This window comes from Nocardia sp. NPDC127579, from assembly GCF_042672005.1.
Taxonomy (GTDB): Bacteria; Actinomycetota; Actinomycetes; order Mycobacteriales; family Mycobacteriaceae; genus Nocardia.
The window spans coordinates 182,193-194,583 of record NZ_JBHXVZ010000008.1 but is presented as its reverse complement, the minus strand read 5'-3'; the positions used below and the strand labels follow the sequence as shown (position 1 = coordinate 194,583).

At 68.1% G+C, this 12,391-nt stretch carries 12 protein-coding genes; 5 read left to right on the top strand and 7 right to left on the bottom strand.

What is annotated here, in order from left to right; all coding sequences use genetic code 11:
• Positions 1–15 precede the first annotated feature (15 nt).
• Together ACFVMC_RS25980 and ACFVMC_RS25975 are read left to right on the top strand one after the other, a co-directional pair.
• On the top strand, positions 16–1,233 hold the full coding sequence (locus ACFVMC_RS25980; protein WP_379214395.1) for a cytochrome P450: 1,218 nt from the start codon (positions 16–18) through the stop codon (positions 1,231–1,233).
• The gene (locus ACFVMC_RS25975; protein WP_379214393.1) at positions 1,230–1,781 is read left to right on the top strand and encodes a TetR/AcrR family transcriptional regulator; all 552 of its coding nucleotides are present in this window, start codon (positions 1,230–1,232) and stop codon (positions 1,779–1,781) included. Before ACFVMC_RS25980 ends, ACFVMC_RS25975 begins: the two co-directional genes overlap by 4 nt.
• 136 nt (positions 1,782–1,917) lie before the next feature.
• On the opposite strand, the gene ACFVMC_RS25970 is transcribed toward ACFVMC_RS25975, so the two are convergent.
• The gene (locus ACFVMC_RS25970; RefSeq protein ID WP_379214392.1) at positions 1,918–2,505 is read right to left on the bottom strand and encodes a QsdR family transcriptional regulator; all 588 of its coding nucleotides are present in this window, start codon (positions 2,503–2,505) and stop codon (positions 1,918–1,920) included.
• 63 nt (positions 2,506–2,568) lie between these two features.
• On the opposite strand from ACFVMC_RS25970, the gene fabG reads away from it, so the two are divergent.
• The 3 genes from fabG to ACFVMC_RS25955 all read left to right on the top strand — a co-directional run bounded on the left by fabG (position 2,569) and on the right by ACFVMC_RS25955 (position 4,377).
• Positions 2,569–3,318, top strand: coding sequence for a 3-oxoacyl-ACP reductase FabG (gene fabG, locus ACFVMC_RS25965; RefSeq protein ID WP_379214390.1), 750 nt, complete (start codon positions 2,569–2,571; stop codon positions 3,316–3,318).
• 4 nt (positions 3,319–3,322) lie between these two features.
• A complete protein-coding gene (locus tag ACFVMC_RS25960) occupies positions 3,323–3,775 on the top strand; it encodes a MaoC family dehydratase (protein WP_379214388.1) in 453 nt (150 codons plus the stop codon).
• A 191-nt stretch (positions 3,776–3,966) separates the two neighbouring features.
• Positions 3,967–4,377, top strand: coding sequence for a hypothetical protein (locus ACFVMC_RS25955; RefSeq protein ID WP_379214386.1), 411 nt, complete (start codon positions 3,967–3,969; stop codon positions 4,375–4,377).
• Here the strand turns inward: ACFVMC_RS25955 and ACFVMC_RS25950 are convergent.
• The 6 genes from ACFVMC_RS25950 to ACFVMC_RS25925 all read right to left on the bottom strand — a co-directional run bounded on the left by ACFVMC_RS25950 (position 4,374) and on the right by ACFVMC_RS25925 (position 12,233).
• Positions 4,374–5,051, bottom strand: a complete 678-nt coding sequence (locus tag ACFVMC_RS25950; RefSeq protein ID WP_379214384.1) for a vancomycin high temperature exclusion protein — start codon at positions 5,049–5,051, stop codon at positions 4,374–4,376. The genes ACFVMC_RS25955 and ACFVMC_RS25950 overlap by 4 nt on opposite strands.
• A 94-nt stretch (positions 5,052–5,145) precedes the next feature.
• Positions 5,146–7,893: a DUF5682 family protein gene (locus ACFVMC_RS25945; RefSeq protein WP_379214382.1), complete on the bottom strand. Its 2,748-nt coding sequence runs from the start codon at positions 7,891–7,893 to the stop codon at positions 5,146–5,148.
• On the bottom strand, positions 7,890–9,002 hold the full coding sequence (locus tag ACFVMC_RS25940; RefSeq protein WP_379214381.1) for an AAA family ATPase: 1,113 nt from the start codon (positions 9,000–9,002) through the stop codon (positions 7,890–7,892). The genes ACFVMC_RS25945 and ACFVMC_RS25940 overlap by 4 nt, the downstream gene beginning before the upstream one ends.
• Before the next feature lie 11 nt (positions 9,003–9,013).
• The gene (locus ACFVMC_RS25935; RefSeq protein ID WP_379214379.1) at positions 9,014–10,372 is read right to left on the bottom strand and encodes a VWA domain-containing protein; all 1,359 of its coding nucleotides are present in this window, start codon (positions 10,370–10,372) and stop codon (positions 9,014–9,016) included.
• On the bottom strand, positions 10,369–11,745 hold the full coding sequence (locus ACFVMC_RS25930) for a hypothetical protein (protein ID WP_379214377.1): 1,377 nt from the start codon (positions 11,743–11,745) through the stop codon (positions 10,369–10,371). Before ACFVMC_RS25930 ends, ACFVMC_RS25935 begins: the two co-directional genes overlap by 4 nt.
• Complete coding sequence (locus ACFVMC_RS25925; RefSeq protein ID WP_379214376.1) at positions 11,745–12,233, bottom strand: hypothetical protein; 489 nt, start codon at positions 12,231–12,233, stop codon at positions 11,745–11,747. The genes ACFVMC_RS25930 and ACFVMC_RS25925 overlap by 1 nt, the downstream gene beginning before the upstream one ends.
• Positions 12,234–12,391 lie beyond the last annotated feature (158 nt).

Sequence of the window (12,391 nt, the reverse complement as noted above, 5' to 3'; positions counted from 1 at the left end):
TCTTACCGTGACGACATGTCGTCAGGGTTGTCCAGCAACGTCCGGTTCGAATTGCGTTCGGGGGTGAGCTGGCGGGATCCATGGCCGATGTACGCGGCGCTGCGCGACCACGACCCGGTGCACCACGTGGTGCCCGACGCCGATCCGAGCTCGGATTACTTTGTGCTGTCCCGCTATTCGGACGTGTACGAGGCGGCGCGCGATTCGTCGACCTACTCCTCGGCCTCCGGCATCACCATCGACTACCAGGACCTGGAGAAGATCGGGCTCGGCGAGAATCGGCCGTTCGTGTTCACGGATCCGCCCGAGCACACCGACTTTCGCAAACACGTGTCCAAGGGCTTCACGCCGCGGCAGGTGAGCGCGGTCGAACCCGCGGTGCGCGCGTTCGTCATCGAGCGGATCGAACGATTGCGCGCGGCGGGCGGCGGGGACATCGTCGCCGAGCTGTTCAAGCCCCTGCCGAGCATGGTGGTCGCGCACTATCTCGGTGTGCCCGAGGCGGATCGGTCCCGTTTCGACGGCTGGACCGAGGCGATCGTCGCGGCCTCGGCGCAGGGCAATGTGGCCGACGCGCAGGCGGCGGTCGGGGAACTGCTCGGATACTTCACCGGCCTGATCGAACAGCGCCGCGCCGCGCCCGCGGACGACACCATCTCCCACCTGGTCGCCGCCGGAATGGGCGCCGACGGCGACTTCGCGGGCATCCTGGCCATTCTCGGCTTCGCCTTCACCATGATCACCGGCGGGAACGACACCACCACCGGAAACCTCGGCGGTGCGGTGCAATTGCTGCACCGCTATCCCGAACAGCGGCGGCTGCTGGTCGAGGATCCGAGCCTGATCCTGGACGCGGTCGAGGAATTCCTGCGCCTCACCTCACCTGTCCAGGGCCTCGCGCGGACCGTGCGCCGCGATATCGAACTGCACGGCACCACCATTCCGGCCGGCCGCCGAGCGCTGCTGCTGTACGCGTCGGCCAATCACGACGAACGTGAATTCGGCTCCGATGCAGGCGAACTGGATGTCCGGCGCAAACCACGCCAGATCATGACCTTCAGTCACGGCAACCACCACTGTCTCGGCGCGGCCGCCGCCCGCATGCAGGCCCGGGTCGCGCTGGAGGAACTGCTGGCTCGCTGCCCCGATTTCACCGTCGACCTCGACGGCGTGCGCTGGTCGGAGGGCAACTACGTGCGCTGGCCCACGAACGTCCCGTTCCACGTCGCATGAGCGGCTGGCTGCGCGACGAGCGGACCGACGCGGCGGTGGAACGTATTCTCGACGCCGCCGGTCGGCTCTTCGCCGAACGCGGTGTCGCCGACACGGGAATGGCGGAAGTCGCCCGCGCGGCGGGTTGTTCGCGGGCCACGCTCTACCGCTACTTCGACAACCGGCAAGCCCTGCGGCTCGCGTTCGTACACCGGGAAGCCCGGCGGCTGGCGGCAGCGGTCACCGAAGCGACGGCCGACATCGCCGATCCGGTCGAACGTCTCGTCGCCGCGATGCTCGCCGCCGTCCACGCGGTCCGCGCCGACCCCCTGCTCATCGCCTGGTTCACACCCGTCAACGCGGGTTTCGCCGGTGACATCGGGCAGTCCTCGGTGGTGATCGAGTCGATGGCCGCCCAGTTCCTCGGCGGCGACCGGTCGCTGCTGGCCCGCTGGATCACGCGAGTGATCGTGTCGCTGCTGACGGTTCCCGGCCGCGACGCCGCCGAAGAACGCGCCCTGCTGGAGCACTTCGTCGCTCCGTTGCTCGAGCGATCGTCGCAGGTGTAGCCCGACATCGAGTCCGGCGAAGGCGCTTGCCATGCAAAAACCCGCCTGTTCGACGTCGGCGATTCTCGGAAAGCCGCGCGATTCGGTCGGCCGAACCGGTCGATTCGCGAGCGTGTCGTGCAGGCGGTCCGGCGACCTAGGGTGCGGCGCCCACCAGCACCGCGACGACGCGGCGCAGGCGATCGACGTCGCCGCGGATGCCGGCGGCGCGGTCGTTGTAGAGGAACGCCTCGGCCAGGCGTACCAGGGAGTAGGCGAGCAGCGGGCGCTCGAGCGGGGGCCGGTAGCCGTCCTCGGCTTCGACGCGGGCGATCAGATCCTCCACGGCGGCAACGGCTCTCGTCTGCACGGGGCCATCGCCCGCCGTGATGATGCGCAACCCGGACAGCGGCTCGTTCTCGAAGTAGCGCCGGAACGGTACATTGTCGGATTCCCAGCGGGCCACCCGGTCGAACACCTCCAGGACGCGGTCCGCGCCGCGGGTGCGGCAGCGCGCGTCCGCGCGGGCGATCAACCCCTCGTACTCTTGGACCAGCATTGCGCCCAGCAGCCCGTCGCGGGAACCGAACCAGCGGTAGATGGAGGCGCGGCTGAGGCCGAGTTCGGCGGCGATCGCCTGCACGTCGACCCGCTCGCCGGCCAGGAAAGCGCGGCGGGTGAGGTCGAGGACCTGTTCGCGGGTCGCCGAGGCCGGACGGCCGGGGGAACGAGCGGGGTTGCGCATCGGAGGAATAGTACAGGCCGTAACGTATGTCTCGAACACCGACCATTCACGTCAGGAGTCTTCATGACCCGCACCGCCATTGTCACCGGTTCCGCTCGCGGTATCGGTGCGGCCACCGCCCGTCGCCTCGCTGCCGACGGCCTCGCGGTCGCCATCCTCGACCTGGACGAATCCGCCTGCAAGACCGTGGTCTCGGAGATCGAGGCCGCCGGCGGCAAGGCCCTGGCCGTCGGAGTCGACGTCTCCGACGAGCAGTCGGTGCAAGCCGCCGTACAGCGGGTCGCCGACGAACTCGGCGCGCCCACCGTGCTGGTGAACAACGCCGGCATCCTGCGCGACAACCTGCTGTTCAAGATGTCGCTCTCGGACTGGGATTCGGTGATGAACGTGCACCTGCGCGGCTCGTTCCTGATGAGCCGCGCCGCCCAGAAGTACATGACGGAGGCCAAGTGGGGCCGCATCGTCAACCTGTCCAGCACGTCCGCGCTGGGCAACCGCGGCCAGGCCAACTACTCGGCGGCCAAAGCCGGCCTGCAAGGCTTCACCAAGACCCTCGCGTTCGAACTCGGCAAGTTCGGCGTCACCGTGAACGCCATCGCCCCCGGTTTCATCCAGACCGACATGACCGCCGCCACCGCCGAACGGGTCGGTGTCCCGTTCGACCAGTTCATCGCGGCCGCCGCCACCCAGATCCCGGTGCAGCGCGTCGGCCAGCCCGACGATATCGCCAATGCCGTGTCCTTCTTCGTCGGTGCGGCCGCCGGATTCGTCTCCGGCCAGGTCCTCTATGTCGCCGGCGGACCCACCTGCTGAAGCCATGCGGATCTTCAACGGCATCGCCGAACTCGAGCAAACCGCCGGCAGCCATCTCGGCTACAGCGACTGGCACACCGTCACCCAGGAACAGGTGAATCTGTTCGCCGAGGCCACCGGCGACCACCAGTGGATTCACGTCGACCCCGTGCGCGCGGCCGCCGGCCCCTTCGGCGCGACCATCGCCCACGGCTACCTGACCCTGTCACTGTTGCCGCTGCTGGCATCGCAGGTCTACCGGGTCGACGGGCTGAAGATGGGAATCAACTACGGCGCCAACAAGGTTCGCTTCCCGGCTGCGGTGCCGGTGGGCAGCCGGCTCCGAGCCGGCGTCGAACTCCTTGCCGTCGACCGGAAGAACTCCGGCGCGCAGATCTCGACCCGGGTAACCATCGAGATCGAAGGCGGTGCCAAACCGGCCTGCGTCGCCGAACCGATCGCGGTCCTAGTCGACTGATCGCCGCGCGTCCCGGCTGTACGGGCCGGGACGCGGGGCGAACCCTGGACCGGGTGCGCCCCGCGTCTCGGAGCGGAAACGCGCTGGCGCGAACCGGCATGCCGGCGCGGGGTGAGCGGTTACGATCGGGCGCACTGGACCGGCCGGTGCGGGTTGGGGCGTGGCGGCATCCTGCGACGAGGGGCTGCGTTATGGGTGAGCGGAAGATCGGCGGGTATGTCGTTCGGTGTGGGGTGGTCGTGGTCCTCGGAGTCGTGACCGCGCTGGCCGGCGTGGGCGGGGCGGGCGCGACGGCGACGCATATCGGAGTGCTGCCGGATATCAATGTGGGGTCGGCGACCAATTACGGGACCGGGTGCAGTTATACGATCCAGGCGATCGTCGATGACGCGGTCGCGGCGGTCTACATCTTCGACAACGGTGTTCTGTTGCGTGCGTTGCGGCCCTCGGGTGGGACCGCCCTGCTGAACTGGGTTCCGGCCACAACCGGCGTGCACACGCTGAGTGTCGCGCAGGCTCCGGACACGGGCGCCACCGCGAGCATCGACGTGCGGGTCGGGACCGGGCACCATATCGGGTACGGCTGCGTCGTCACCGGCTAGCGGGGGCTCGCTTCGATCGCGTCCCGCACCGAGGTCTCCTCGTCGCCGAGGAACTGCGGGTCCGGGTCGGTCGCCATTTCCCAGACCGCCTTCGTGGCTGCGATCTGGTCGCGGACCCAGCATTTGATCCACACGCCGTTGGGCGGCTGATCGTTGTCGCCGACCGCGTCGGTGGCGATTCCGGCCGCCTGACACAGTGACACCGTGCGCGGCACGCTGAAATCCTGCGTCACGACGATGGCCCGCCGCACCCCGAAGACCTTGTAGGCGCGAACACAGGACTGATAGGTGTCGAACCCTGCGTAGTCCAGCGCGATCTTCGACTTCGGAACGCCCTTGCCGATCAGATACCGCCGCATGGCCTCCGGCTCGTCATAGGTCCGGCGGCCGTTGTCGCCGGTCAGCAGGAGCGCCTTCACCTTTCCGCTCTCCAGCAGCCGCTGCCCGATATCGAGACGCGCCGCCAAATAGGGCGACGGCTGCCCATCGTCGTAGACCTGCGCCCCGAACACGATCGCCACATCGGCCGCCGGTACCGCCGCGGCCGTGTACTCGTGGCCGCTGGCCCGGAAACGCACCCAGCCCACCGACCCCAGTACGGCGAGTAGTCCCGCCAATCCGGCATAGGCCGTCCACCGCAGAATCGCGCGCGGTTTGATCTCAGGAATCCCCACTCCTCTATCCTGCCGGATCTTCGAGGTCTCGACACCTATCCGTCGAAAGTGCCACGACTGCCACACGACCGCGCTTGCCCGTTGGGGGGGACGGTCAGCTGGTCGGGATGAGAGCCGCCAGCGCGGTGGAAGTGGTGGGGTGCCGGTCCAGCAGGGCGGCCAGAGCCTTGTCGGTGGCGGGGCCGGCGGTCGGCCACTCGGCGGGGTGGCCCAGTAGCTCGGCGAGCGCGTCGCAGGTGGCCGGGTTGGCACGGAGGAGATCGGCGGCGGGACCGCCGTCGGCAACCAGCGCCGCGGCAACCGGTTTCGGCCCCGCGACCCAGGGCGGCACCCACGAGTCGATCGCGGACAGCGCGGCCGGGAAGGTACGCCCCGCCTCCCGGGTGAGGGACGGAATGAGCTCGCCCGCTTGGCCTTTCAAGGTCGCGATGAGCTTCGGCAGCCAGGGCAGCAGCGCCGCGTCCGGAAGCCGGCCGAAGGCCTTGGACAGCACCTCCACGATGAAGGGCTTCAGGGTCGGCACCGGGTCCATCGCCTGGATGAAACCGGTCAGATACTGCGGGAACGCGGGGACGACCAGTGGATTGGCGAGCATGTCGTCACAGCGGGTACGCAGGTCCGCCAGGGTGAGCAGGCCCAGTTGGTAGCGCGTGGCCCACAGCAGCGCGACCTTGGCCGGTGCCTCGGGATGCGATTGCAGCACAGCGAGTTCCAGCTGGTTGTGATCGCAACCCAGCGAGAGCGCCAGATTCTCCATGCCGAACAGGAAACCCAGCATGGCCGCGACCGGGCGTACGCCCGTGTCCTCGTCGGCGAACGCCGTCGGCAGCAGGGTGCAGTAGTGGGCATAGCCCGCCGTGACGAACTTGCCGCACCATTCCGGCAGCCCGGCGTCAGTGGATCGGAAATAGTTGAGCAGCAACCGGATTCGACGCAGCACCTCGGGTGCGTCGTCGACCGAGCGCTCGGCGGCCAGCAACTCCACCGCCCGCGAGCCGAGCTCGTCGGCCAGTCGCGACGATCCCAGATACAGCAGCGCGTCCTCGACGGCTTCCAGCGCCACGGCCGCCGTGGCGTCGGGGTCGTTGACCGCGCGCCGCAGCCGCTGCTCGAGCACCTGCTCGAGCGTCACGCCCTCGTACCCGATCTGCACCAGTGCCCGCTGGTGTTTCCCGATCGCCAGATCCCACGACTCCTGGATCGATCGTTCGCCGAGGGCCCGTGCCCCCATGATCGGGCGCACCGCCTCGGAAGGCATGAGCCGCCGCAGAATCCACAGCAGATCCGAGCACGGTTGCAGGTGCGCGTCGGCTTTCAGATCGAGCAGGCAGCGCTGCACGGTGCGCTTGGTCAGGTCCAGGCCGAGCGGCTCGAGCCGATCCAGCACATCCTGGGCCAGCGGGGGCAGCGCCGCGTACCCGACCTGTCCGATCCGGTCACCGCCGAGCAGGATCTCGCACAGCCGGCGCACATCACGTCGGCCGGGCGTGCTGTCCTTCTCGATGCAGGTGATGGCCGCGTCCTGGAAATCGTAGGGCGTCGGGCGGGCCCGATTGCGCATGCCCGCCAACAGGATCGAGGTCTCGTAGATCGCGATGGCATCGGCCGTGGAGGCCAGATAGCCATTGCGCCGGGCCAGCCGCACGATATCGACCGACCACTCCAAGAGCTCGGCCTCGTCGAGCGTGTCGAGTTGCGGTGGGCTGGACAGGAACTCCGAGAGTTTGTCCGCCGCGGCGGCGGGCAACGGTTTCACCTTCGCGCGGCGACTGGCTTTCGCGGGCTGACCGTTCAACTGGAAAGGTTTGATGCCATTGCGGCGCAACCCCTTCGACCAGGTGGCCGCGGCGATCGACACCGATCCCGAAGCGAGCCCGAACTGTGCCTCGATCGCGGAGTGGCTGGACGGAATCAGCCCGTACTGCCACTCGGTCGCCGAGCGTGCGGTGATCTCGTACGGCGCGTCCGAGGCCAGCCCGAACTGCTCGACGCGACTGGCGGCGTGGAACGCGCCGCAGATATAGAGGCAGTCTGCCGGATCGGCGCCGCTCGCGGCGAGGTGCTCGCGCATGCGGGTCCACATGTAGCGTTCCCGGTCCTCGTCACGGTCGAGATCGGTGCGGCGCAGCCGCCGGAACAGGCTGCCGATCAATACCATGACCTGACGGTAGGTGTCGTAATCGGCGGTGCCCAGCGGCTGTTCGACGTACTGATCCCACCATTCCGACCAGTGCCGGACCTTGCCATGGTGCAGCAGATACTGTTCGAGCTCGGCGAAATGCGGGCGCATGTCCCCGATTTCGATGCCGACCGCATCGCCGTGCAGGCCGGCCTCGGCGCTGTCGGGCGCTTCGGCGGATTCGAGCGCTTCGGCGGGCGTCCACTGGAAGACATGGTCGGTGGACCGGTCGACCAGCACCAGCTCGACGCCCGGAGTGTCGAGCGCGTAGGCGATGGCCTGATACTCGGCCGACGCCTCGGTGATCGGCGCGACCACCGACAGCGGCGCCCACTCCTTCGGAAAGCCGTCCACCGCACCGGCCCAGGCCTGCACCGCGACCGGCAGCTTGCAGTTGCGCAACTCCTCCAGCATCGGGCGCAGATCCTCGCACAGCTCCAGATAGAGGACGCTGGGCCGCTTCTCGTGCAGCCGCCGCGCCATCGCCAGCGCGGAGGCCGGCGAATGGTGGCAGACCGGGAAGATCTCCAGTTCCTCGCGCAACGCCCGGTCGACGTCGTCGACGATGCCGGTCAGGATGCCGGCGACCGCGTCGGCATCGCCGGCGAACTGGGCGGCGGCGGTGGTGAGTTGATCGCGCAGCGCGCCGAAGTCCTCGCTCACGAGAGCCTCGCGATCGCGTCGCGGCCACCTTCGAGGAACTGCGTCCAGTCACCGTGGCCGTTCTTGGAGCGCGGTTCGACGACCCCGTGCCAGAACTTGTTGAGAATGGCCAGATCTTCCGGGGCGCGCCGCGCCAGCGACCCGACCAGCGAACTCGCCAGGGTATCGGCGCGCAGTGTGCTGTCACCGAAGAAGCGGCTGTGCAGGATCGCGTCCTCGAGGACGCCGATCTGCTCCGCGGTGGACAGCGCCGACTCCAGCTTCTCGTCGTCGCTGGACGCGGCCGCTGCCGCGGCACGCAGATCGGCGAACGACTCCAGCAGGATATCGAGCAGGGTGGGCGGCACCTCCAGCTCGATCTGATGCCGGCGCAGCAGCTCGGCCGTGCGGAACCGCACGATCTCGGCTTCGCTGCGCTTGTTCGTCACGACCGGAATACGCACGAAATTGAAGCGGCGCTTGAGCGCCGAGGACAGATCGTTGACACCCCGGTCACGGCTGTTGGCCGTGGCGATGATCGAGAAGCCGGGCTTGGCGAAGACGATATTGTCGTCGTCGAGTTCGGGAATGGAGACGTACTTCTCGGACAGGATCGAGATCAGCGCGTCCTGCACATCGCTGGTCGAGCGGGTCAGTTCTTCGAAGCGGCCGATCACGCCCTGTTCCATCGCGGTCATGATCGGTGACGGGATCATCGATTCCCGCGACTGGCCTTTGGCGATGACCATGGAGATGTTCCACGAGTATTTGATGTGGTCCTCGGTGGTGCCGGCGGTGCCCTGTACGACCAGGGTGGAGTTGCGGCTGATCGCGGCGGACAGCAGTTCGGCCAGCCAGCTCTTGCCGGTGCCCGGGTCACCGATCAGCAGCAGGCCGCGATCCGAGGCCAGGGTGACGATGCTGCGCTCGACGAAACTGCGGTCACCGAACCACTTCTGATCGATCTCGCGATCCAGCCCGTCGGCCCGTTCGGAGCCGAGAATGAACAGGCGCACCATTGTGGGGCTGAGGCGCCAGGCGAACGGCTTGGGGTTGTCGTCGATGGATTCGAGCCAGGCGAGTTCTTCGGCGTATTTGACTTCGGCGGGGGCGCGCAAGGTGTCGGACATGTGCAGGTCTCCTAGTCGAGAAAGTTCTTGAGTTCGTGGACGAGTTTCTGGATGCGGCCAGAGATCACCGGGGTCCCCATGGTTTTGAAGCGGTCGCGAAACCACGGGTTCACGCTCTGATGGCCGGAGCTGTTGACCGAGCCGACCGGGATGAACTTCACCCCGTTGCGGTGCACCGCCTGCATGGTCTCGAACAGCGGCTGGGACCGGTCGAACTCGTAGAAGTCCGAGATCCACACCAGCACGGTGTTCTTCGGGTCGACGATCTTGGGCTGGGCCATGGCCATCGCGACCGGGCCGTCGTTGCCGCCGCCGAGGTTGGTGCGCAGCAGCACCTCGAACGGATCGTGCACCCATGGGGTGAGGTCGATGGCGCGGGTGTCGTAGGCGATCAGGTGCACGTCCACCTTGGGCAGCCCGGCGAAGATGGACGCCAGGATGGTGCAGTTCACCATGGAGTCGGTCATGGAACCGGACTGGTCCACCACCACGATCATTCGCGCGGGAGTGGTGCGTTTCGCCGTCTGGTGGTAGTAGAGCCGGTCGACATAGAGACGTTCGTCGCGCGGGTTCCAGTTGGGCAGATTCTTCCAGATGGTGCGGTCTACATCGAGATTGCGCAGGATCCGTTTCGGCGGCACCGAGCGGTCGACCGTACCCACGCTGGTCTGCTGGACCTGGGTGCGCAGGACCTCGGCGACCTGATCGACGTAGCGCCGGATCAGCGATTTGGCGTTGGCCAGTGCCACGCCGGACAGATTCGACTTGTCACGCAGCAGCTGTTCGATCAGCGACATGCTCGGCGTGAGCTGCGCGGCCAGATTCGGGTCGGCCAGGACCTCACGCAACCGCATCCGCGAGACCAGATCGCTCTCCAAACCGGCCAGCACGGTCGCCATCTCGCCGCCGCTTTCGGCGCCGAGCGCGCGCCGCAGCCATTGCGCATCGCGCTGCCAATCCGCGAGCCGGGTGGCACTGACACTGCCGGTACCCGTCGCGAAGACATTGAGCAGCAGCTTCGACACGAGGGCCGCGCTGCGCACCTCGTCCGCGTCGATACCGTCGCCCGGATCGGCGTGCTCGGGCTGTTCGCCGCCGGCGCGGATCGCGGCGCCGAGGGTGTCGAATTCGCCTTCCAGCTCGGGGAAACGCTGCACCACGTTGTCGATCGAGACGCCGGGGTCGAGCAGCGCTACCGGGAGGCCGTGGTCCTCGGCGATCCCCACGGCGGCGGATTCCAGGGCCGCCTGCGGTTCGTTGTCGAAGATGCCGGCGAGCAGCCGCCAGTAGAGGATTTGCCGCCGGGTCTCGTAGGTGGTGGGCTCCGCGGTGGCCCGAGTGCTCGAATCGTCGTGCGTCGTCGAGGTCATTTGCGCAGCAACCGTCCTGCTCGTTCCCGCAGCACCGAGACGGTGTCACCGGATTTCGCGTACGCCTTCACGACCTTGGGATCCGTCGGGCCGCAGGCCCAGTCGCCGCTGTGCAGTTCGGTCACCGTGCTCTTGACCTTCTTCTGCACTGCGAGCGGACGCAGACTCCACTGACCGGCGTCCCAGCGCAGCAGTCCGAGGCACGCGGCCGAGCCGGTGAGCGAGGCGGGGGTGAGCGGACCGCAGCTGGGCAGCCGGTCGAGTTCGATCGCCAGGCGGTGCCCGTCGAATTCGAACGCACCATCTTTCACGCGATAGCCCTCGACCAGTACCGGGTGCGCCAGATGCACCGGATCGCGATCCAGCGGGGCCGTCGCCGGTCCCGTCGCCGCGGCGAGCTGGATGCGTGCGGTGGCGAACGGATCCGCGGCCTCGGCCACCACGGCACGGTCGTCGTGCCAGAGCAGGTCACCGGTCGCGGTGAGCGGCATGTCGGTGATCTCCAGGGCGCGGTGCTCGGCGAGCGCTTGCAATAGGTGCCGATGTGCACCGAGCAACTGCCAGACCGCGGGGCCGACAATGGTGTCGACCTTGGCCGCGGACACGGCGGCCCGCACCAGCCGGGTGCCGGCTGCTCCCTCGAGCACGCCGTGAACCTGTGCCTGCACCGCGGTGGCGTGCTCGTGGACGTCGACGCCGAGAATCAGCAGGCGCCCGGAAACCGGTGTGCTCGTGGCGGATATCTCGCCGCGCCAGGACAGCAGCAGCGCCCGAGCCCAGAGATCGGCCCAGCGTTTGGCCGGAATCGGATCCATGGTGGCGACCGGACACGACGCGCTCAACTCCACGGTCAGACCGTCCAACAGGACAGCGAGTCGCCGCAGACCGGGCTCGGCCCAGAGGGCCTCGACCGTCTGGTCGGCGGCCGCGACGAGATCGTGGTCGACACCGCGCCATCCGGTGATCGCCAGCTCCTGGAGCCAGGACCGGCAGCCCACCACCAGGTTCGGGGGCGCGGGCGGGGCCGAATCGACCGGTGCCCATTCCGATCTCGGCCGCCCTAGAACGGAATCGATCTGCTCGGTGAGTGCATCGTGCATCGCGCCGAGTAGCGCCGCACGGGCACCGGCCAGCGCCGAGAGCTCCTCCGGGCCGATCGATCCGGTGCCGAGCTTCTCGACGGCGTTCTGCACCGCCGGCCCCAGCGGCGACGCGCCGACCGCGGCCGCGAGCGCGGACATCGCGGCAGCCTGCTCGTCACCGATCCGGGCAAATCCGTGCACGAGCGCGGCATCGAACCCGGCGATCACGTCGAGCGCTTCGGCGACTCCGGCCGGCTCCTCGAGCAGTTGCGAGAGATGTGTCGCGAGCATCAGCGCGCTACCCCCGTGGCCGGAAACCAGTGCAGCTCGGGAATCGGCGCGGAGCTGCCGGGCAGTTCCAGATAGGCCAGATGACGCAGGAACCGGCTGAAGACCGCGGCCGCGGGCGCCGGTTCGCGAGTGCCGTTCAGCGCCGCCGACAGCTCGCGCGCGTCGGTGGCCTCTACCCGCAGGAAACTCGCCACCCGCTCCACCCCGTACTGAAGCACCGCCTCGGTGACCAGTGCGTCGAGATGTTTGCACTGCCAACCGCCGTTGAGACCGCCGCACGGGCGGTTGTTGTTGGTGCTACAGCTCAGGCCGTGGGTCTGCGCCGAAATCGACGACACGTAGACCCGCGCGATATCCGAGCCACTGGACACCACGCCCTGCAGGCGGCCATCGGCCATCTCGACGAAAGGCACCTTCGCCAGCTTGCGGGGCGCGACCGGTGGGACCACCCGCACCACCGACGCTCGCTCCCGATCAGAGGTCTGCATGTTCCCTCCCGTTGCTTGTCATGGTGATCAACTTACGCGAGGGCACCGACAAGTTCCGGGCCGTGGAAACGTCTGTCTATCTGGTCGTTTGTCTTGTCTCGCAGTGGGATTCGACCTGTCGGAGGGGGCTGGTACGGTCCGCGCGGAGCGGCCTGCGG

What these genes read in the sequence shown, in the direction of transcription:
- ACFVMC_RS25980 (WP_379214395.1), top strand. Translation starts at nt 16, where the DNA reads ATGTCGTCAGGGTTGTCCAGCAACGTCCGGTTCGAATTGCGTTCGGGG.
- ACFVMC_RS25975 (WP_379214393.1), top strand. Translation starts at nt 1,230, where the DNA reads ATGAGCGGCTGGCTGCGCGACGAGCGGACCGACGCGGCGGTGGAACGT.
- ACFVMC_RS25970 (WP_379214392.1), bottom strand. Translation starts at nt 2,505, where the DNA reads ATGCGCAACCCCGCTCGTTCCCCCGGCCGTCCGGCCTCGGCGACCCGC.
- fabG (WP_379214390.1), top strand. Translation starts at nt 2,569, where the DNA reads ATGACCCGCACCGCCATTGTCACCGGTTCCGCTCGCGGTATCGGTGCG.
- ACFVMC_RS25960 (WP_379214388.1), top strand. Translation starts at nt 3,323, where the DNA reads ATGCGGATCTTCAACGGCATCGCCGAACTCGAGCAAACCGCCGGCAGC.
- ACFVMC_RS25955 (WP_379214386.1), top strand. Translation starts at nt 3,967, where the DNA reads ATGGGTGAGCGGAAGATCGGCGGGTATGTCGTTCGGTGTGGGGTGGTC.
- ACFVMC_RS25940 (WP_379214381.1), bottom strand. Translation starts at nt 9,002, where the DNA reads ATGTCCGACACCTTGCGCGCCCCCGCCGAAGTCAAATACGCCGAAGAA.
- ACFVMC_RS25935 (WP_379214379.1), bottom strand. Translation starts at nt 10,372, where the DNA reads ATGACCTCGACGACGCACGACGATTCGAGCACTCGGGCCACCGCGGAG.
- ACFVMC_RS25930 (WP_379214377.1), bottom strand. Translation starts at nt 11,745, where the DNA reads ATGCTCGCGACACATCTCTCGCAACTGCTCGAGGAGCCGGCCGGAGTC.
- ACFVMC_RS25925 (WP_379214376.1), bottom strand. Translation starts at nt 12,233, where the DNA reads ATGCAGACCTCTGATCGGGAGCGAGCGTCGGTGGTGCGGGTGGTCCCA.